Origin of the sequence: Lonsdalea quercina subsp. quercina (genome assembly GCF_000688695.1) — a bacterium.
Lineage (GTDB): Bacteria > Pseudomonadota > Gammaproteobacteria > Enterobacterales > Enterobacteriaceae > Lonsdalea > Lonsdalea quercina_D.
This window is the reverse complement of sequence record NZ_JIBQ01000004.1, coordinates 69,710-87,814: the sequence shown is the minus strand read 5'-3', so window position 1 is coordinate 87,814 and position 18,105 is coordinate 69,710. Positions and strand designations below refer to the sequence as shown.

Genomic DNA, 18,105 nt, shown 5'->3' with positions numbered 1-18,105 from the left:
GATAACCTTCGGCAGAAACGAATCACAACAAAATGATGAGCGTTATCAGGACGGCAAAAGCGTGTCACCTACGCACCAACAGCCACTCCCCATGACGAGCGACAACGCTATTTCGCGCTTTCCTGACGAAACGCCCGTGCGCCGCGCGGAGAATCCACCAGCACGCCATCCGCCCCCAACTCCCGCGCGCGCCGGTAGTCGGCGGCCGTATTGACGCCGAACAGAATTACCTGCGCCACTCCGGCGGACCGAAAGCAGTCCATCGCTTCTTTATCCCAGGTCAGTACAGCTTTGGAACGCCCTTCTCCCAAGGNGAATCGCTCGACGACCTCGACCTCGCGACGCAACTCCAACCCATACCAATGCGGTACGCGCGCGGCCGGAAGCGGGTCACATTGATGTGCCATGGAAACATTCGCCAGCAAGGTTCGGGTACGGTCTCGGGTTTCGAAGCGAGCAATCTGCGGCGGCAACGCCTCAAGATAACGAGCATCCGTGGAGTAAACGCGCGTGCGCGCCAGACTTCCGGTTTCCTGCAGCGTTTTCAACAGAGTCTGGCCGAAACGCGCCGGATCGGCGTCAGGCGATTTGATGTCCAGATAGAACGACACCTGAGGATAAGCGCGCAAAATCGCATCCAGTCGGGGGATGCCGATACCTTTGCCACGGAAGGGGTGATGTGTGGTATCGCCGAAAGCCCATCCCGCATCCACATTGGCCAATTCAGCGCTGGTATACGCAGAAACCGGGCCCTGTTTATCGGTCAGCGCCTTAAGATCCGTCGGGCGATAAAGCACAATCACGCCATCTTTCGCCTCCTGCAGCGTGACCCAGATTGCATCCGCGCCGTTCTTTAAAGCGGAATCAACCGCAACCCTCGTATTTTCCGGCGCGTCGCTCGTCCCACCCCGATGAGCGATCACCTGAGGCGCGGTGGCGGGATAGGCCGCGGCAGACGCCATCGCCAAATACAGAAACGCACAGAAGCGGCGGAAAAATCGTTGCATGATAAGCACCCGTTTGAGCAAAAGAGGAGGTGCCTAAGCATATCGTCGCGATATGACGTTTTTGTCACAACGCGCCAAGGCGCTCAGGAAAGCCACCATCACGCGAACCGTCCGCGAGGGTAAAGAAAGCGGCGTAACGTGGCGCCATAAAAAACGGCCCGCAAAGCGGGCCGTTGATGGAATCGACGCGAGAATGGACTTAACGGGTCAAGTCGTCAAAGAACTTCTTCACACCGTCGAAGAAGCTTTTCGAACGCGGACTGTTGCGCTCGCCGGAAGGTCCGCCAAAGCTCTGCTCCAGCTCCTGCAGCAGCTCTTTCTGACGCTCGTTCAGGCTGACCGGTGTTTCCACCACAACGCGACACAGCAGGTCGCCCTGAGCGCCGCCGCGGACGGACTTCACACCCCTGCCGCGCATTCTGAACAGCTTGCCGGTCTGCGTTTCCGCGGGGACTTTCAGCTTCACGCGGCCATCCAGCGTCGGCACTTCGATTTCGCCGCCCAACGCCGCCATGGCAAAGTTGATCGGCACTTCGCAGTACAGGTTATTCTCTTCACGCTGGAAAATCGGGTGCTGTTTCACCTGGACCTGGACGTACAGATCGCCCGCTGGCGCGCCCATTTCACCGGCTTCGCCTTCACCGGAAAGACGGATGCGGTCGCCCGTGTCCACGCCCGCCGGAATTTTAACCGACAGCGTTTTGCTTTTTTCCATACGACCGTGGCCGTGACATTTCACGCACGGGTCTTTGATGATCTTGCCGCGACCGTGACAGTGCGGACACGCCTGCTGCACGGTGAAGAAGCCCTGACGCATCTGCACCTGTCCATTACCATGACAGGTTGGACAGGTCGCCGGCGAGCTGCCCGGACGGGAGCCGTTGCCATGACAAACATCACACTCTTCCAGCGTTGGAATACGGATCTCTTTGGTGACGCCACGCACGGCTTCTTCCAGAGTCAGATCCATGTTGTAACGTAGGTCTGAGCCACGGCTCGCGCGTTGACGGCGTCCGCCACCGAAGATGTCGCCGAAAACGTCGCCAAAGATATCGCTGAAGTCTGCGCCGCCGCCAAAACCACCGCCGCCGCCACCGCCCATGCCGCCTTGTTCAAACGCAGCATGGCCGTACTGATCGTATGCAGCACGTTTCTGCGAATCGCTCAGCACTTCGTAGGCTTCTTTGACTTCTTTAAATTTGGCTTCAGCACTGCTGTCACCGGGGTTACGGTCCGGGTGAAACTTCATCGCCAGGCGCTTATACGCCTTCTTGATTTCACGTTCATCCGCGCTTTTCGCAACGCCTAACGTTTCGTAGTAGTCTTGCTTAGCCATGTTTGTTATCTGCCCTCAACATGCGTGCACGGGCGCAGAGTTTCCCCGACGCCCGTGCTGATTGCCTTGCCGACAGCAGTAACATTTACCGCTGCCGCGCCCGCTCAAGGGCGATTATTTTTTGTCTTTGACTTCTTCGAATTCCGCATCAACGACATCGTCGTCTTTACGGTCCGCGCTTTCGCCGCCAGCGGCACCCGCTTCCGGCTGAGCCTGCTGCTGAGATGCTTCCAGCAGTTTGGTGGAGGCTTCGGCCAGCGCCTGGATTTTCGCTTCGATGTCTGCTTTATCTTCAGACTTCAGCGCGGCTTCCAGCGCTTTCAGCGCGTCTTCGATAGCCGTTTTGTCGCTAGCAGCCAGTTTGTCGCCCAGTTCTTCCAGCTGCTTACGCGTGCTGTGCAGCAGGTGGTCGCCCTGGTTGCGGGTCTGAACCAGTTCTTCGAACTTACGGTCGGATTCCGCGTTGGCTTCAGCTTCACTCACCATCTTCTGGATTTCGTCTTCGTTCAGGCCGGAAGACGCTTTGATGGTGATGTTCTGTTCGCGACCGCTGTTTTTGTCTTTCGCGGACACGTGCAAGATACCATCGGCATCGATGTCGAAGGTCACTTCAATCTGCGGCATGCCGCGCTGCGCCGGCTGGATGCCGTCCAGGTTAAACTGACCCAGGGATTTGTTGTCCTGAGCGCGTTTACGTTCACCCTGCAGTACGTGGATCGTCACAGCAGACTGGTTGTCTTCCGCCGTAGAGAACACCTGGCTGTGTTTGGTCGGGATCGTGGTGTTCTTGGCAATCAGCGAAGTCATCACGCCGCCCATGGTTTCGATACCCAGAGACAACGGGGTAACGTCCAGCAGCAGTACGTCTTTCACATCACCAGACAGCACGCCGCCCTGTACAGCAGCACCGATAGCCACGGCTTCATCCGGGTTCACATCTTTACGCGGCTCTTTGCCGAAGAAGTCAGCCACTTTCTTCTGTACCATCGGCATACGGGTCTGACCGCCGACCAGGATCACGTCGTTGATTTCAGAAACAGACAGTTTGGCATCCTGCAGCGCCACTTTCAGCGGCTCCAGAGAACGCGTGACCAGATCTTCTACCAGCGATTCCAGTTTGGCGCGAGTCACTTTGATGTTCAGGTGTTTCGGGCCAGAAGCATCAGCCGTGATGTACGGCAGGTTAACGTCGGTCTGCTGTGCGGAAGACAGTTCGATTTTCGCTTTTTCTGCCGCTTCTTTCAGACGCTGCATGGCCAGCGGGTCATTACGCAGGTCGAAGTTCTGCTCTTTCTTGAACTCGTCAACCAGGTAGTTGATCAGACGGCTGTCGAAGTCTTCACCACCCAGGTGGGTGTCACCGTTGGTCGCCAGTACTTCGAAGGTTTTTTCGCCTTCCACTTCATCGATTTCGATGATGGAGATATCGAACGTACCACCACCCAGGTCGTAAACCGCGATAGTACGGTTGCCAACTTCTTTATCCAGACCGTAGGCCAGAGCGGCAGCGGTCGGTTCGTTGATGATACGTTTTACTTCCAGACCTGCAATACGGCCGGCGTCTTTGGTCGCCTGACGCTGAGCATCGTTGAAGTAAGCTGGCACGGTGATAACCGCTTCAGTCACGGCTTCGCCCAGGTAATCTTCTGCCGTCTTCTTCATTTTCTTCAGAACTTCGGCGGAAATCTGCGGCGGAGCCAGTTTCTGGTCTTTCACTTCCAGCCAGGCGTCGCCGTTGTCAGCGCCGATAATTTTGTACGGCATGATGTTGGTGTCACGCTGGACTTCTTCGTCCTGGAAACGACGGCCAATCAGACGCTTGATTGCAAACAGCGTGTTTTTAGGGTTGGTCACCGCCTGACGTTTAGCCGGTTGGCCAACCAGAGTTTCACCGTCTTGCGTATAAGCAATGATGGAAGGCGTGGTGCGATCGCCCTCGCTGTTTTCCAGTACCTTAACCTTCGTACCATCCATAATCGCAACACAAGAGTTGGTTGTTCCCAAGTCGATACCAATGATCTTACCCATCTAAACATCTCCACTAAAAGTCATATTCGGTTGTGGTAGTTCAACCTACTATGTGGGCCGCGGATGAGTTTTCAACTCCCCGCAATACCATGCCGTATTCGGTCAAACTGTTCTCGATGACTCATAGATGGGGACGACAATGCCAGCATCAAGGGCTAGTTGGTAAAAAAAACCATTCTTTTGCTATTTTGCTTTTTCTGTGTACAGAAGAAAGGCGCCAAGCCGCCCTCTGCCGCCGCGCCCAAGCGCTTCTCCCGCGGTTTTGTCGCCGACGGAGAACAATGTCTCCGTCAGAGATAGGACCTGTGAACGCCGATGCGTTGAGTGACGACGTGCGAGACGATTTACCCGCGCTCGGATAAAGAAGATGGCGCTTCGCTTGCGGAAAGATCTTCGCTCTGTTCTTTTCCGCGCAGATAACGCAGGAGATAGCCGCCCATCAGCACCCCGCCCATCGACAGGAACAGGACGTACAGCGCGGGCGCCAGCGGCGTCAGTTTCATTAAGGACGTCACCAAAATCGGCGTCAGCCCGCCAAAAATCGCGTAGGCGATATTGTAGGACAATGAAATGCCGGAAAATCGCACGGCAGGGGGAAAAGCGCGCACCATCACGCACGGCACCAACCCCGTCACGCCGACGCTGAATCCGGCCAGCGCATAGCTGGCGAACAGGATGACGGTGCTATCCGCCGCATGGGTATAAAACAACCCGCAGCAGGCGGCCAGCAGTAGACTGCCGCCGATGAACGTTTTGCCGAGGCCCAACCGATCTGCAATACCGCCTGCGACAATACAGCCCAACATCAGCATCACGGTCGCAAGACTGTTGGCCTGCAGGGTCAGCGCGGGGGCAATGCCGTAAACCTGCTGCAAATAGGAGGGCGACATCAGCACCACGACCACCACGCCCGCCGACAACAGCCAGGTCAGCATCATCGATAACACGACCGACTTTTTGTGCGCCTGCATGATCGATTTGAGCGGCAGCTCTTTCGCCAGCTGCTTGCGCGCCTGCATTGCGACAAACACGGGGGTTTCTTTGAGCCAACGCCGCAGATACATCGCAATGAAACCGAAAAGGCCGCCGATAAAGAACGGAATGCGCCAACCGCCGGACAGAATTTGCGCCTGAGACATCCACATATTCAGCACTGACGCCAGCAGCGACCCCACCAAAATGCCCAGCGTAAGGCCCGACGTCAGAATACCGCAGGCGATCCCGAGGCGTTTGGCCGGCACATGTTCGGCAACGAAGACCCAGGCGCCGGGCACCTCGCCGCCGATGGCCGCCCCCTGCAATAAACGCAGCAGCAACAGCAGCACCGGAGCGGCAATGCCTATCGTCGCGTAGGTCGGCAGCAGGCCCATGCCGAGCGTCGGCAACGCCATCAGCAGGATGCTCAGGCTGAACATCTTTTTACGTCCCACCAGATCGCCGAAGTGGGCCATAACGATGCCGCCCAGCGGCCGGGCCAGATAGCCTGCGGCGAAAATGCCGAACGTTTGCAGCTGGCGCAGCCACTCCGGGATATCGGTGGGGAAAAAAAGCTGGCTGATCACCGGCGCGAAGAAGACGAACACGATGAAATCGTAGAACTCCAGCGCGCCACCCAGCGCCGCCAGTGAAAGGGTTTTGTAGTCTTGTCGATTCAACTGCTGATGAGATGCATTATCCATAATGACCGCGCTATGCGCCATTGAGTCAATGGCGCTGTAGTTTCCTTGCTAAACCATGACTATAACCGACAAATTCCTGCCAGCCAGCCCCATATAAATCTTATGACGCATGAACGCCAACCTCAGTACGGTCACTCGCGAAGCGCGCTTTTAGGACGGAAAGCGGCGACGACTTGAGGATCGGTTTCAACGTAGGGACCTTCCAGCAGTTGAATACAGTAAGGAACGCTCGCGAAAATCCCCGGGACGATGACATGACCCGCATCATCCTTCAGGCCTGTGAGCGTCTCTTGAATCGACTTAGGCTGGCCCGGCAGGTTTAAAATCAACGCCTGTTTGCGAATCACCCCCNCCTGACGGGACAATATGGCCGTCGGCACGAATTTCAGGCTGATCTGCCGCATCTGTTCGCCAAATCCCGGCATCTCACGGTCAGCGACCGCCAGCGTGGCATCGGGAGTCACATCCCGTCGTGCCGGACCCGTCCCGCCGGTGGTCAGCACCAGATGGCAGCCGGATTCATCCACCAGCTCGCACAGCGTCTGTTCGATCAGGGCTTGTTCATCCGGCACCAGGCGCGACTGTATTTCAAACGGCGTCGTCAGCGCTTTTGAAAGCCACGTTTCCAACGCCGGGATCCCTTTATCCTGATAAACGCCGCTGGACGCCCTGTCGGAAATCGACACTAACCCAATGCGCAGACTGTTCATAATGACCTCGTGCCTAACTTTATTGTCTTTGAAAGGCCTATTTTATCAGGCCGACGTCAATAGCACCCTCGAAAATACCCCTGGTGGCCGATCATGAAAATACCCGCCAGGACTGCATTACTTGTTCATTTTTTTGTCGATAAATGAGCGCGCGCTTGGGTTAACGCCCTCGAACAAAAAATGAATTCAAGCATTCGATAATATATTATCCCCAACTGCTGACACTTGAGAATAAAGTCGCCAAAATAGCGGTCTCGCTATACTGCGCTGGCGAGTGGTATAGCAAACAATGTTTTTCTTCAATATTATTTATGATTGCCCTGCATAATATTCTAGGTGAATGATTTAATTCGAATAAGATGTCTGAATGAATAAAATCCAACGCAAAGTATTAAAAACTCTATCCCATACCCCGGTCGCGTTCGTCCTGTTTGGTATAGTCTCATTTGTCGTGACTGCCTGTATTCTACTGAATACACAGCAGAATAACTGGCGGGAAGAGAAGCGTTATTTCGATAATATTATTCAGATCTACGAATCATTCAATAATGGTAATGCGCTCGTTGAAAGCGACCATAGCTATAAAAACGGCGAAGCACTTTTTTCTAGAGTGATTATTCTTTCCTTCCACAGCAACGATGTTGTTAAAGAGTGTATGCACCGACTTTCTTCATTCGATATCACGATGAGCGAAAAGTCGATGGCCCGCGTCTGCCAGAGCAAGCTCCCGACCGTAGGGGAGCTGAATAGGCAAGATCAGTTAACGTCCGTACTTCCTCTTCTGTCGTCGTCGGATGACCTGATGGGTATTCGTATCCGGTTCGCCACACTGAGTGGTCCGCCAGTTTTCAGCTCCGTATTTTCCTCTCTCAGTTCGTTGGTGGCGTTGCTGAGCATCAGCTTGTTCGGCGCGTTTCTTGGCACCCTGCTAGCGCTGCTGATAAAAAAATATCTGATTGAGCTACCTGCCATCGCCCGTTACGACGATCTTACCGGTTGCCTGCGTAGAGACGCCTTTTACCATGCCGCCAACAAAGTCATGCGCAACGCTACCCAACAACATCAACCACTGTGCGTCCTGCTGATCGACCTCGATCACTTCAAGAAAATTAATGATACGCTGGGGCATGCAGCGGGGGATGAAACGCTGAAAGATGTTGCCGATCTAGCCCGACACTACTTTCGCAGAGGCGACATTTTAGGACGTTTGGGAGGCGACGAATTCGCTGTGATATTACCGAATACGACGTTGGATGACGCCTACAGAGTCTCGGAACGCATCCGCCTTGCAATTCACGAGATGACTTACGGAAAGATCGCCAAAAGCCATCTTTCCGTCAGCATTGGTTTGGTGGAATACGCCGCCGGCGAAGAAACGTTGGAACAGGTGATCAACCGGGCGGACATCAAACTCTACACCGCCAAAATCAACCGTAACTGCGTTGAAAAATAAACGGCCAGCGATGGCTGGCCGTAGGGGATGCTTCCTGTCTTTGCCGCCCTTACAGCAGATCGGCAATCATTTTTTCCAGTTTGCCCTGGTCAACGGCAAACTTGCGGATCCCCTCCGCCAATTTATCCACGGCCATCGGGTCCTGGTTATGTTCCCAATAGAACTCGGATTCCGTTAACGGAGTCGGACGCGCCTGAATTTCGCCGCTATAAGCCAGTTTACGTTCAACGCTACCTTCCGCTTCCGTCAGCTCTTTCAGCAGGGCTGGCGCGATAGTCAGGCGGTCGCAGCCCGCCAGCGCCAGAATTTCACCGCTGTTACGGAAGCTTGCGCCCATGACCACCGTCTCATAGCCGTGAGATTTATAGTAATCATAGATTTCGCTCACCGAGATAACGCCCGGATCTTCCTGCGGTTCAAACGTCTGCTGTTCGCCGTTGGCTTTGTGCCAGTCCAGAATACGGCCCACGAACGGTGAGATCAGGAACACGCCCGCTTCCGCACAGGCGCGGGCCTGGGCGAAGGAGAACAGCAGCGTCAGGTTACAGTTGATGCCTTCCTTTTCCAGCTGCGCCGCCGCTCGGATGCCCTGCCAAGTAGAGGCCAGTTTGATCAGGATACGTTCGTTGTCGATCCCAGCATCGTTGTAGAGTTTGATCAGGCGTTTCGCTTTCGCCACGCTGGCTTCGGTGTCATAGGACAGGCGAGCATCCACTTCGGTGGAAACTCGGCCGGGAACCAGCTTCAATATTTCCAGCCCGATGTTTACAGCCAGTTTGTCGGAGGCGTCGGTCACCTGCTGAGCGGGGTCGTTGCTCTGCTGACGCGCCCAGTTCACGGCGTCATCAATCAGTTTGCGATATTCAGGGATCTGGGCCGCATTCAGAATCAAAGAAGGATTCGTGGTGGCATCCTGCGGCTTGTACAGTTTCATTGCCGCGATATCACCGGTATCAGCCACCACCGTAGTGTATTGGCGTAGGGAAGTCAGTTTATCCGTCATGTTGGCCTTTCTCATTGTTAGTACATGAACTGGTGGCAGGGTGCCGTCGCCAGAAATTGATAATAGCATGCGCAAAACCCCACGCAAGACGGCCCGACAATCGGCTTTCTTTTAGGTTTTTTTATATTTTTAACCTTGTAAATCAATAAGAAAAATGAAAATAACAGTGAATAACATTTTCGTTGATGTGGATATAAAAGCGAAAAAAAGTCCCCAGATAGACGTGTCGATTACCCTCCCCTGTCGCAACCATCGCCCTTTCCTTCCCCGGCGTCAGCCCGTTTTTTGCTACATTAGTGCTATTAAAATTGCGCATCGACATCACAGGGAACCTGCTCATGCTTATCACGATTTCTCCGGCTAAAACGCTGGACTACACCAGCCCGCTCCCGACAAAGCGTCATTCTCAGCCAGAACTGCTGGAGCGCTCTTCCCAGCTCATCGAACGCTGCAAGACGTTGACTCCCACGGAGATATCCTCGCTGATGGGCATCAGCGACAAACTGGCCGGACTGAACGCGGCGCGCTTCAACGACTGGCAGCCCCATTTCACGCCGGATAACGCACGCCAGGCGCTGCTCGCGTTCAAAGGCGACGTTTATACCGGCCTGGCGGCTGAAGACTTCAGCGATCGTGATTTTTCATTCGCGCAAAAACACATGCGTATCCTTTCAGGACTGTACGGCGTACTGCGGCCGCTGGATTTAATGCAGCCTTACCGGCTGGAAATGGGTATCAAACTCAAAAATCAGGCGGGAGATAATCTGTATCAGTTCTGGGGCGATACCATTACCGATACGCTGAATCAGGCGCTGGAAGCGCAAGGCGACGACATTCTGGTCAACCTTGCCTCCGACGAATACTTCAAGTCGGTGAAGCCAAAGAAACTCAACGCACGCATTATCAAACCGGTCTTTCTGGATGAGAAAAACGGCAAATATAAAGTGATCAGTTTCTATGCCAAAAAAGCCCGCGGGTTGATGAGCCGCTTCATCATTCAGAATCAGCTCACGACGCCGGAACAGCTAAAAGGATTCGATCTTGAGGGATACGGCTTTGCGGCCGAGGAGTCTTCAGCGGACGAGCTGGTCTTCAAACGCGCAGAGCGCGCATAGGCAGGAGGGGGACAGCGGCAGCTCATGGTTCGCCGTCCCCTAGCCGCGAGTGAAGGCATTAGGAATGTCAGTCTTGCGCTCCCTCCCGATTCACTCAGCCCCTTCAATATGAAATGCCTTTGATGCCGTCGCCTGAATGCGTTTAGGCCGACGGCTCTGAAGCGGCTTATCCTGCGTCCTGCTTGCGTGAACGGAACGCCGCGACTTTCATTCTATTGCCACAGAGCGCCATGCTGCACCAGCGCCGTCGGTGCGACTTGGTGGTATCCAAAAACAGCAGCGTACAGTCATGAGCTTCACACTGCCGAACATACTTCAACTCATCACCTGACAGCAGCATCGCTAGCGCTGACGCTATCGGTTCAAGCAGGCTGTCTACACGGTCGTCTTTGCGGCACTCAACCAGCTTAAAAGCCGCCGTTTGTTCGTCCCACTCCAACCGTCTTGTCGGCTGCCCTTTATCCAATACCTGATTCACCCCCTCCGGACAACAGGCCACACCGGTCCTGCTCGACGCGATCATCTGACCCGCCGTCGCTCTTAGTGCTTTGGCCCTTTCGGCAAGGCCTCCGGGAATAGCTGAAAAATCGTCCGGGAGTTGTCCGGCGGCCTTAAGCCAGGACACAACGCTGGCATCATCGGTCAGGCAGTCCTGAAAGGACTCACCGACGCCATAGGCGCTGTTAATGAAGTCCAGGGCCAGGTGGTTCGCGAGAAATTGGGGTTGCGAAGTGGATGATGTCGTCATCGATGTAACCTTTAAAAAATAATTGACAGGTTACACGATATGTCAGTAACCTTCAAACAACACCTTTAACGGTTACAGAGGAAAAATGATGAACACTGCCAGCACCGAGAAAGCGTTATCGCAGGTCTACTACCGCTACGAGCAAGTGGGACAGGTCAATGTGTTCTACCGCGAAGCGGGAAATCCGTCATCACCCTGCGTGGTCCTGCTGCACGGATTCGCCGCATCGTCATACATGTTCCGGGATCTGATCCCGGCGCTAGCGGATAAATATCATGTGATCACGCCGGACCTACCGTCCTTCGGCTTCACCGAAGCGCCGGCACGCGGCGAATATGCTTATACGTTTGATAATATTGCGGAAACGATCGACCAGTTCACTGAGCAATTGAAGCTGGAACGCTACGCGATCATGGTGCATGACTATGGCGCACCGGTCGGCTGGCGCCTTGCAGCGGCCCATCCGGAGCGGATTACGGCGATTGTTTCTCAGAACGGCAATGCTTACGAAGAAGGTCTGGCTCAGGGCTGGGACGCCATCAAAAGGTATTGGGCATCCCCGACGCCAGAAAATCGCGCGGCGCTGAGCGATTTTCCAACACCCGCCTCCGTCAAATGGCAGTATCTGGAAGGCGTGCCGGATACCCAGCTTGTATCGCCGGATGGATATACGCTCGAAGGGTTGCACGTATCACGGCCGGGCAATGCCGAGATCCAGCTCGATCTGGTGCTGGATTATGCCGCCAACGTACAAAACTACCCACGTTTTCAGGCGTACTTCCGTGAGAAGCAGCCGCCGCTGCTGGCCGTGTGGGGTAAACACGATCCCTATTTTCTGCCTGTGGGCGCGGAGGCCTGGAAGCGCGATATTCCGGACGCCGATATCCGTTTTTACGATACCGGCCATTTTGCACTAGAAACGCACGGACAAGAGATCATTCCCGCCATCCGGGTATTCCTGGATCAAAACATCCGATAAGAAATACCGCGCATTAAGACTCGTGTGGGATGAAGACGCATTGCTGCCGCCTTTCATAGACGGGGAGATAGAGCCCTCTCCCCGTTGTTGCGAGTTTGCCACCCCGGCATTATCGGGGTTCGGACGGCCCTGTGACCGACTGACGCCTCACCAGCGTAGGGTGAAACAGATGCGTCGACTCCGTGGGTTGCCTGCCCTCAAACAGCGCTAACGCCAGCTCCGCGGCCTGCACCGCCATCGCCGATACAGGGTAGTGGATTGTCGTCAGACGCGGACGCAAATAACGGGCGATCAGTACGTCGTCGAATCCCACCAGCGACATCGCTTGCGGCACCGCGATGCCGTTATCGTCCAGCACCGACAGCGCCCCAGCCGCCATAGAGTCGTTGTAGCACGCCACCGCGGTCATATCTCCGCCGCGGCTCAACAGGATCGTCATCGCCATCTCACCGCCCGCTTCGTCCGGCGTGGAACGCGCCACCAGCCGTTCATCGTAGGTAATTTGATGTTTAGCCAACGCCTCTTTGTACCCTTGCAAACGGTCGGTGGAATCGGAAATAGGATGGTTCGAACACAGAAAACCGATGCGCCGATGGCCGGACTGAATCAAATGCTGCGTCGATAAAAAGGCGCCCTGACGATCGTCCAACGCGATGCAACGATGTTCATAACCTTTTAGCACCCGATTGATCAGCACCATATGCGGAATATGGTCCATCAATATCGCCAGCTCATCGTCAGCGATCATCTTCGCATGAACCACCAGACCGCTGCAGCGGTGGCGAATGAGCTGTTCGATCGCCTGTTTTTCCTGCTCGGCATTGTGATAACCATTGCCGATGAGCAGAAACTTTCTGGCGCTCTGGGCCACCTGTTCAACCGCTTTTACCATCGTGCCGAAAAAGGGGTCGGAGACATCCGCCACCACCAGTCCCATCGTCTCGGCGCTTTGCTGCGCCAGCGCGCGAGCGTTGGCGTTAGGATGATACCGCAGCGCCACCATCGCCTGAGTCACGGCCTCACGCGACGCCACGCTGGCCTTGGGGGAGTCATTAATCACACGGGAAACTGTCGCAACTGAGACACCCGCCAAACGGGCAACATCCTTTATGGTAGCCATATCACATTCCTGTATACGTAACGGCGTGCTGCGGCACACTCATTGACGTCATTGCCTATTACGGGGCGGCACACAGCGCTCGCCATGCCGCTCAATATACCGCTTTCGCCCTAAGCCTGCGACCTTCTAGGGCACCTCAACCGGCAGCGCTGCGTTTACGCGATCGCCGTCACGGTCCTTCTCTCTCACAGCACTTCACAAAATGGCCCGTCGCTGCTTAAATAGGGTAACCGGTTACACTAAAGATAAAAAGACAACAAAAAATCATTCCTAACAATCGCGAAATTGCTCGATTTTTCCTATTTAAAACGACGTGTAACTGATTACATAATTTATGGGTTTATCCAGCCCAAAAGCGGCCCAACGCACTGTGCTACGGCGCGTCGGTCCCGGTGATGACACAGGAGTCGTCCATGATGTTGTTTGAACCTACAGAACACCCACACAGACGCTTCAATCCTCTCAGAGGCGACTGGGTGCTGGTCTCGCCGCATCGGGCCAAACGGCCCTGGCAAGGACAGCAGGATAGTCCCGATCTAACGACGCCGCCTGAGCACGATCCGAGCTGCTATTTATGCGCCGGAAACCCCCGTATTTCCGGGGAGACCAACCCCAACTACAGCGGCACGTTTGTCTTTGCCAATGATTTTTCGGCGCTGCTTCCGGATACCCCGGATGTCCCGTCAGGCAACGATCCACTGTTTCAGATGAGTGACGCGCGCGGGCTGAGTCGCGTGATCTGCTTCTCCCCCGACCACAGCAAGACGCTCCCCCTGCTCCCCCTTCCCGCGTTGCGGGCCGTGATTGATACCTGGAGCGATCAGACCGCGGAACTAGGAGCCCGGTATCCGTGGGTGCAGGTGTTCGAAAATAAAGGCGCGATGATGGGCTGTTCCAACCCGCATCCGCATGGGCAGGTCTGGGCCAATGATTTTCTGCCCAACGAGGCGCTGATCGAAGACCAGCAGCAACGCGACTATCTGACGCGGTACGGCACCCCGATGTTGCTCGACTACATGCAACGCGAACAGCAGGCGGGCGCACGCACGGTGGTGGAAACCGAGTACTGGCTGGCGGTAGTCCCTTACTGGGCGTCGTGGCCGTTTGAGACGCTACTGCTGCCGAAGTTCGCCGTTCGGCGATTGCCGCAGTTGAACGAGCGACAGCGCGACGATCTGGCGCTCGCCCTGAAAAAGCTGACCAGCCGCTACGATAATCTGTTCCAGTGTTCATTCCCTTATTCGATGGGGTGGCACGGCGCGCCGTTCACCGCGGAAAGCCACGACCACTGGCAGCTGCATGCGCATTTCTATCCGCCGCTACTGCGCTCCGCCAGCATCCGAAAATTTATGGTGGGCTATGAAATGCTGGCGGAAGCCCAGCGCGATCTGACGGCAGAGCAGGCGGCGGAACGCCTGCGCGCGGTCAGCGACATTCACTTTCGCGAACATGCCTGAGGCCGACTGATGACAACTCGCATCACCCACTTGAAAACGACCGCAGACGCGGTTTTCCAACAAACCTTCGGGTTTGCGCCGGCCGCCTTTGTCCAGGCGCCGGGCCGCGTCAACCTTATCGGCGAACACACCGACTACAACGAGGGCTTTGTCCTGCCTTGCGCAATTGACTATCAGACCGTGATCGCCGCCCGCCCGCGCCATGATGGCCGCATCCGGGTCGTCGCCATCAATTACGATCAACAACAGGATGAGTTTGAACTGACGCAGGATATCGTGCCGCATCCAACCTTCGGCTGGGCTAATTACGTCCGCGGTACGGTGAAATGCCTGTTGATGCGCGGCGTCAACCTGACCGGGATGGATATGGCGATCGTCGGCAACGTTCCCACAGGCGCAGGATTAAGCTCCTCGGCGTCGCTGGAAGTCGCCATCGGCCAGACTTTTAAGGCGTTGAACGGGCTGTCGCTCAGCCAGCTTGAGCTCGCGCTTAATGGCCAGCAGGCGGAGAACGCATTCGTCGGCTGCAGCTGCGGCATTATGGACCAGTATATTTCGGCTCAGGGACGCGCCGGTCATGCCCTGTTGATCGACTGCCGTTCACTGGATCACTCGCCGGTGAAAATGCCCGCTGGGATCGCCGTCATGATTGTGCACTCCAACGTCCATCGTGGTCTGGTGGACAGCGAGTACAACCTGCGCAGGCAGCAGTGCGAAGCGGCCGCGCGTCACTTCGGCGTCGCCGCGCTGCGAGATGTTTCTCTCGATCAGTTCGAGCAGGAAAAAACGGGGCTGGACGATCTCGCCGCGCGCCGCGCTCGCCACGTCATCACGGAAAACGCCCGTACGCTGTCCGCCGCCACAGCGCTGACCGCAGGCGATATGCCGAGTCTGTCCTCGCTGATGATGCAGTCGCATCATTCCATGCGGGATGATTTTGAAATCACGGTCCCGCCCGTCGATACGTTGGCGAAATTGATTCAGGACGAGGTCGGCGATAAGGGTGGCGCGAGGATGACGGGAGGAGGTTTCGGGGGGTGTGTCGTCGCGCTGGTGCCTTCAGAAATGACGCGCGATATCAGCTTAGTGATTGAGCGGGAGTACCCGCGCCTGACCGGCCTGCAACCCACGCTGTATATCAGTCAGCCATCCGACGGCGCGGGCCTGCTGGCCTGACGCCTGCAACGCCGCCGGACTTTCACAACCCTCGTAAGGAGAAGGATCTCCTTACGGATCGCGGTAGGGTTTAACGCGGCAGTTCCATCAGGAACTTGCGCAGCTGGGCGAAGTCGGGAGCGAAATGGTGGGACAACAGTTCCAGATCGGCGCGCTCAGCCAGCGCGGCAGGCAGTTCCAGAGTTTTGCCCAGAATCTCTTCCACGCTCTCTTTGAACTTCGCCGGATGCGCCGTTCCCAGGAACAGGCCGTACTCACCCGGCTGCAGCTGATCGCGCAGCAGACGATAGGCGATGGCCGCATGAGGCTCAGAGGTGTAGCCCAGCGCTTCCAGCTCGTGCATCGTCTCCTTGGTGGTGTCGTCGCTGACCGCACCGAAGCCCAGCGTATTCAACTGCCAGTTTTTACGGCGATATAGCTCTTCCACGCGCGGCCAGTTGTTCGGCTGGCTGACGTCCATTGCGTTCGACAAGGTGGCGATGGTCTGTTTCGGTTGCCACGCGCCGTTCTGCAAGAAGCGCGGCACGGTGTCGTTCACATTGGTCGCGGCGATGAAACGTTTTACCGGCAGGCCCAGCGATTTAGCGAGCAGGCCAGCGGTCAGATCGCCGAAGTTTCCGCTCGGGACAGATACCACCAGCTGATTGCGCGCTTCCTGAGGCAGCTGCGCGACGGCTTCGAAGTAGTAGCAAATCTGCGCCAGCAGGCGGCTGATGTTGATGGNGTTGGCCGAATTCAGACCGATCGTGTCTTTCAGTTCCTGATCGTCGAACGCCTGTTTCACCAACGCCTGACAGGCGTCGAAGTCACTGTCGATGGCAACGGTATGGATGTTGCCGCCGAGCGTACAGAACAGTTTTTCCTGCAGCGGGCTGATTTTACCGCGCGGATACAGGATAACGACGCGCACGTTTTCCAGACCGTAGAAGGCATGCGCCACCGCGGCGCCGGTATCCCCGGACGTCGCGGTCAGAATGGTGATCTGCTGATCGCCGGCGACTTCCGCCAGCATCTGCGCCATGAAGCGGCCGCCAAAGTCCTTAAAGGCCAGCGTCGGACCGTGGAACAGTTCCAGCGCCGCGATATCTTCGCTGACCGGTACAACCGGCGCAGGAAAAGCGAACGCCGCCTTGACCCGCTGGTAAACCGTTTCAGGCGGCAGCTCGTCGCCGATGAAGGCCGACAGAATACGGCTGCTGCGGGTCACGAAGTCCTGCTCCAGCAGCTCGTCGATCGCCGTCAGATCAAACTCCGGCAGATCCAGCGGGAAAAACAGACCTTGCTGGCTTCCCAATCCTTGTCGTATCGCCTGAGCAAAATCGACCTGTTCGTTATGATCTTTTAGATTGTACAGTTTCATGCGTTATCCCAATTGTCGCGCGCCGGACGTATCCAGACGGCAAATATGAACAAAACCTTCGTCATTTTGCAGATAGTTTACCCGCAGCCAGTCCGCCAGACGCTGCGCTACCGCCATGTCGTTGCAGATGGAAAAAAGCGTCGGACCGGAACCGGAAATCCCGGTCGCGAGCGCGCCGATTTCCTTCGCAACCTGCCGTGCCTCGGCGAAACCGGGCAGCAGCTGGGTGCGGTAAGGTTCCGCAATCACATCGTGTATCAGCGTTGCCGCCAGTTCAGACTGACCGGTATGACACGCGTGAATAAAGCCCGCCAGATAGCGACCGTGTCGGATACAGTCCTGACGGCTGTAGCTATCCGGCAGAATCGCCCGCGCTTCGGCGGTCGATACTTTGATGCCAGGGTAAGCCATCACCCACAACCAGTCGTCGAATCCCGGGACGGGTTGACTGACAATCCCGCACTCTTCCACCATCAGCTGAATGCCGCCCAGAAAACACGGCGCGACGTTGTCGTAATGGACGCTGCCCGAAATGCGGCCTTCCAGCTCGCCCATCAGCGTCAGCAGGCGATTGTCATCAAGCGGTTTACCGCAAAACTCGTTCATCGCCATCAGCCCGGCGACCACGGAACAGGCGCTTGAACCCAGACCGGAGCCGATAGGCATATTTTTTTCCAGCGTCATCGCGACCGGCACCGTTTCGCCAATTTCCTGACAGAAACGCTCCCAGCACTGATAAACGATGTTTTCGCGGGCCTCTGTCGGCAGTTTGCTGACGAAGCGCCCTTCATTCTTCAGGCTGAACTCATCAGCCGCGCTAACGGAGACGCAGTCTCCCAGCAAAGAGCCGTCTACCGGCGAAACAGCGGCGCCCAACACATCAAACCCAACGCTCACATTCCCGATGGAGGCCGGTGCATAAATTTTGACCATG

General features: G+C 56.1%; 15 protein-coding genes. 5 read left to right on the top strand and 10 right to left on the bottom strand.

What is annotated here, in order from left to right; genetic code table 11:
* Positions 1-107 precede the first annotated feature (107 nt).
* The 5 genes from SB13_RS03725 to mog all read right to left on the bottom strand — a co-directional run bounded on the left by SB13_RS03725 (position 108) and on the right by mog (position 6,760).
* The gene (locus SB13_RS03725; protein WP_081821819.1) at positions 108-1,007 is read right to left on the bottom strand and encodes a glycerophosphodiester phosphodiesterase family protein; all 900 of its coding nucleotides are present in this window, start codon (positions 1,005-1,007) and stop codon (positions 108-110) included.
* Positions 1,008-1,206: 199 nt separating this feature from the next.
* Positions 1,207-2,343 (bottom strand): molecular chaperone DnaJ, encoded by a 1,137-nt coding sequence (gene dnaJ / locus SB13_RS03720; RefSeq protein ID WP_026739057.1) that lies wholly within the window; start codon positions 2,341-2,343, stop codon positions 1,207-1,209.
* Positions 2,344-2,457: 114 nt separating this feature from the next.
* A complete protein-coding gene (gene dnaK / locus SB13_RS03715) occupies positions 2,458-4,371 on the bottom strand; it encodes a molecular chaperone DnaK (RefSeq protein WP_026739056.1) in 1,914 nt (637 codons plus the stop codon).
* Between the two features lie 344 nt (positions 4,372-4,715).
* Entirely contained in the window at positions 4,716-6,050 is a 1,335-nt protein-coding gene (locus tag SB13_RS03710) for an MFS transporter (protein WP_026739055.1), read from the bottom strand.
* A 131-nt stretch (positions 6,051-6,181) separates the two neighbouring features.
* Positions 6,182-6,760: a molybdopterin adenylyltransferase gene (gene mog, locus SB13_RS03705; protein WP_026739054.1), complete on the bottom strand. Its 579-nt coding sequence runs from the start codon at positions 6,758-6,760 to the stop codon at positions 6,182-6,184.
* Between the two features lie 367 nt (positions 6,761-7,127).
* Here mog and SB13_RS03700 point away from each other — a divergent pair, with 367 nt between their 5' ends.
* Positions 7,128-8,213 (top strand): GGDEF domain-containing protein, encoded by a 1,086-nt coding sequence (locus SB13_RS03700; protein WP_026739053.1) that lies wholly within the window; start codon positions 7,128-7,130, stop codon positions 8,211-8,213.
* Between the two features lie 49 nt (positions 8,214-8,262).
* Here the strand turns inward: SB13_RS03700 and tal are convergent, their stop codons facing one another.
* Positions 8,263-9,216, bottom strand: a complete 954-nt coding sequence (gene tal / locus SB13_RS03695) for a transaldolase (protein WP_026739052.1) — start codon at positions 9,214-9,216, stop codon at positions 8,263-8,265.
* Between the two features lie 338 nt (positions 9,217-9,554).
* Here tal and yaaA point away from each other — a divergent pair, with 338 nt between their 5' ends.
* Complete coding sequence (yaaA, locus tag SB13_RS03690; RefSeq protein ID WP_026739051.1) at positions 9,555-10,331, top strand: peroxide stress protein YaaA; 777 nt, start codon at positions 9,555-9,557, stop codon at positions 10,329-10,331.
* Positions 10,332-10,497: 166 nt separating this feature from the next.
* On the opposite strand, the gene SB13_RS03685 is transcribed toward yaaA, so the two are convergent.
* Positions 10,498-11,079 carry a CGNR zinc finger domain-containing protein gene (locus SB13_RS03685; protein WP_026739050.1) on the bottom strand — a complete coding sequence of 194 codons (582 nt, stop codon included), beginning with the start codon at positions 11,077-11,079 and terminating at the stop codon, positions 10,498-10,500.
* Positions 11,080-11,167: 88 nt separating this feature from the next.
* Here SB13_RS03685 and SB13_RS03680 point away from each other — a divergent pair, with 88 nt between their 5' ends.
* Positions 11,168-12,058: an alpha/beta fold hydrolase gene (locus SB13_RS03680; protein WP_026739049.1), complete on the top strand. Its 891-nt coding sequence runs from the start codon at positions 11,168-11,170 to the stop codon at positions 12,056-12,058.
* A 109-nt stretch (positions 12,059-12,167) separates the two neighbouring features.
* On the opposite strand, the gene galR is transcribed toward SB13_RS03680, so the two are convergent.
* Positions 12,168-13,178 (bottom strand): HTH-type transcriptional regulator GalR, encoded by a 1,011-nt coding sequence (galR, locus tag SB13_RS03675; protein ID WP_026739048.1) that lies wholly within the window; start codon positions 13,176-13,178, stop codon positions 12,168-12,170.
* A gap of 413 nt (positions 13,179-13,591) precedes the next feature.
* On the opposite strand from galR, the gene SB13_RS03670 reads away from it, so the two are divergent.
* A complete protein-coding gene (locus SB13_RS03670) occupies positions 13,592-14,635 on the top strand; it encodes a UDP-glucose--hexose-1-phosphate uridylyltransferase (RefSeq protein ID WP_026739047.1) in 1,044 nt (347 codons plus the stop codon).
* A gap of 9 nt (positions 14,636-14,644) precedes the next feature.
* Positions 14,645-15,811: a galactokinase gene (gene galK / locus SB13_RS03665; protein ID WP_051616548.1), complete on the top strand. Its 1,167-nt coding sequence runs from the start codon at positions 14,645-14,647 to the stop codon at positions 15,809-15,811.
* A gap of 70 nt (positions 15,812-15,881) precedes the next feature.
* Here the strand turns inward: galK and thrC are convergent, their stop codons facing one another.
* Positions 15,882-17,171, bottom strand: coding sequence for a threonine synthase (gene thrC / locus SB13_RS03660; protein ID WP_026739045.1), 1,290 nt, complete (start codon positions 17,169-17,171; stop codon positions 15,882-15,884).
* A 3-nt stretch (positions 17,172-17,174) separates the two neighbouring features.
* Positions 17,175-18,104: a homoserine kinase gene (gene thrB, locus SB13_RS03655; RefSeq protein ID WP_026739044.1), complete on the bottom strand. Its 930-nt coding sequence runs from the start codon at positions 18,102-18,104 to the stop codon at positions 17,175-17,177.
* Position 18,105 lies beyond the last annotated feature (1 nt).

Bases quoted from the DNA above. Each gene is read 5' to 3' on its own strand.
- dnaJ (WP_026739057.1), bottom strand. From the start codon at position 2,343: ATGGCTAAGCAAGACTACTACGAAACGTTAGGCGTTGCGAAAAGCGCG.
- dnaK (WP_026739056.1), bottom strand. From the start codon at position 4,371: ATGGGTAAGATCATTGGTATCGACTTGGGAACAACCAACTCTTGTGTT.
- SB13_RS03710 (WP_026739055.1), bottom strand. From the start codon at position 6,050: ATGGATAATGCATCTCATCAGCAGTTGAATCGACAAGACTACAAAACC.
- SB13_RS03700 (WP_026739053.1), top strand. From the start codon at position 7,128: ATGAATAAAATCCAACGCAAAGTATTAAAAACTCTATCCCATACCCCG.
- tal (WP_026739052.1), bottom strand. From the start codon at position 9,216: ATGACGGATAAACTGACTTCCCTACGCCAATACACTACGGTGGTGGCT.
- yaaA (WP_026739051.1), top strand. From the start codon at position 9,555: ATGCTTATCACGATTTCTCCGGCTAAAACGCTGGACTACACCAGCCCG.
- SB13_RS03685 (WP_026739050.1), bottom strand. From the start codon at position 11,079: ATGACGACATCATCCACTTCGCAACCCCAATTTCTCGCGAACCACCTG.
- SB13_RS03680 (WP_026739049.1), top strand. From the start codon at position 11,168: ATGAACACTGCCAGCACCGAGAAAGCGTTATCGCAGGTCTACTACCGC.
- galR (WP_026739048.1), bottom strand. From the start codon at position 13,178: ATGGCTACCATAAAGGATGTTGCCCGTTTGGCGGGTGTCTCAGTTGCG.
- SB13_RS03670 (WP_026739047.1), top strand. From the start codon at position 13,592: ATGATGTTGTTTGAACCTACAGAACACCCACACAGACGCTTCAATCCT.
- galK (WP_051616548.1), top strand. From the start codon at position 14,645: ATGACAACTCGCATCACCCACTTGAAAACGACCGCAGACGCGGTTTTC.
- thrB (WP_026739044.1), bottom strand. From the start codon at position 18,104: ATGGTCAAAATTTATGCACCGGCCTCCATCGGGAATGTGAGCGTTGGG.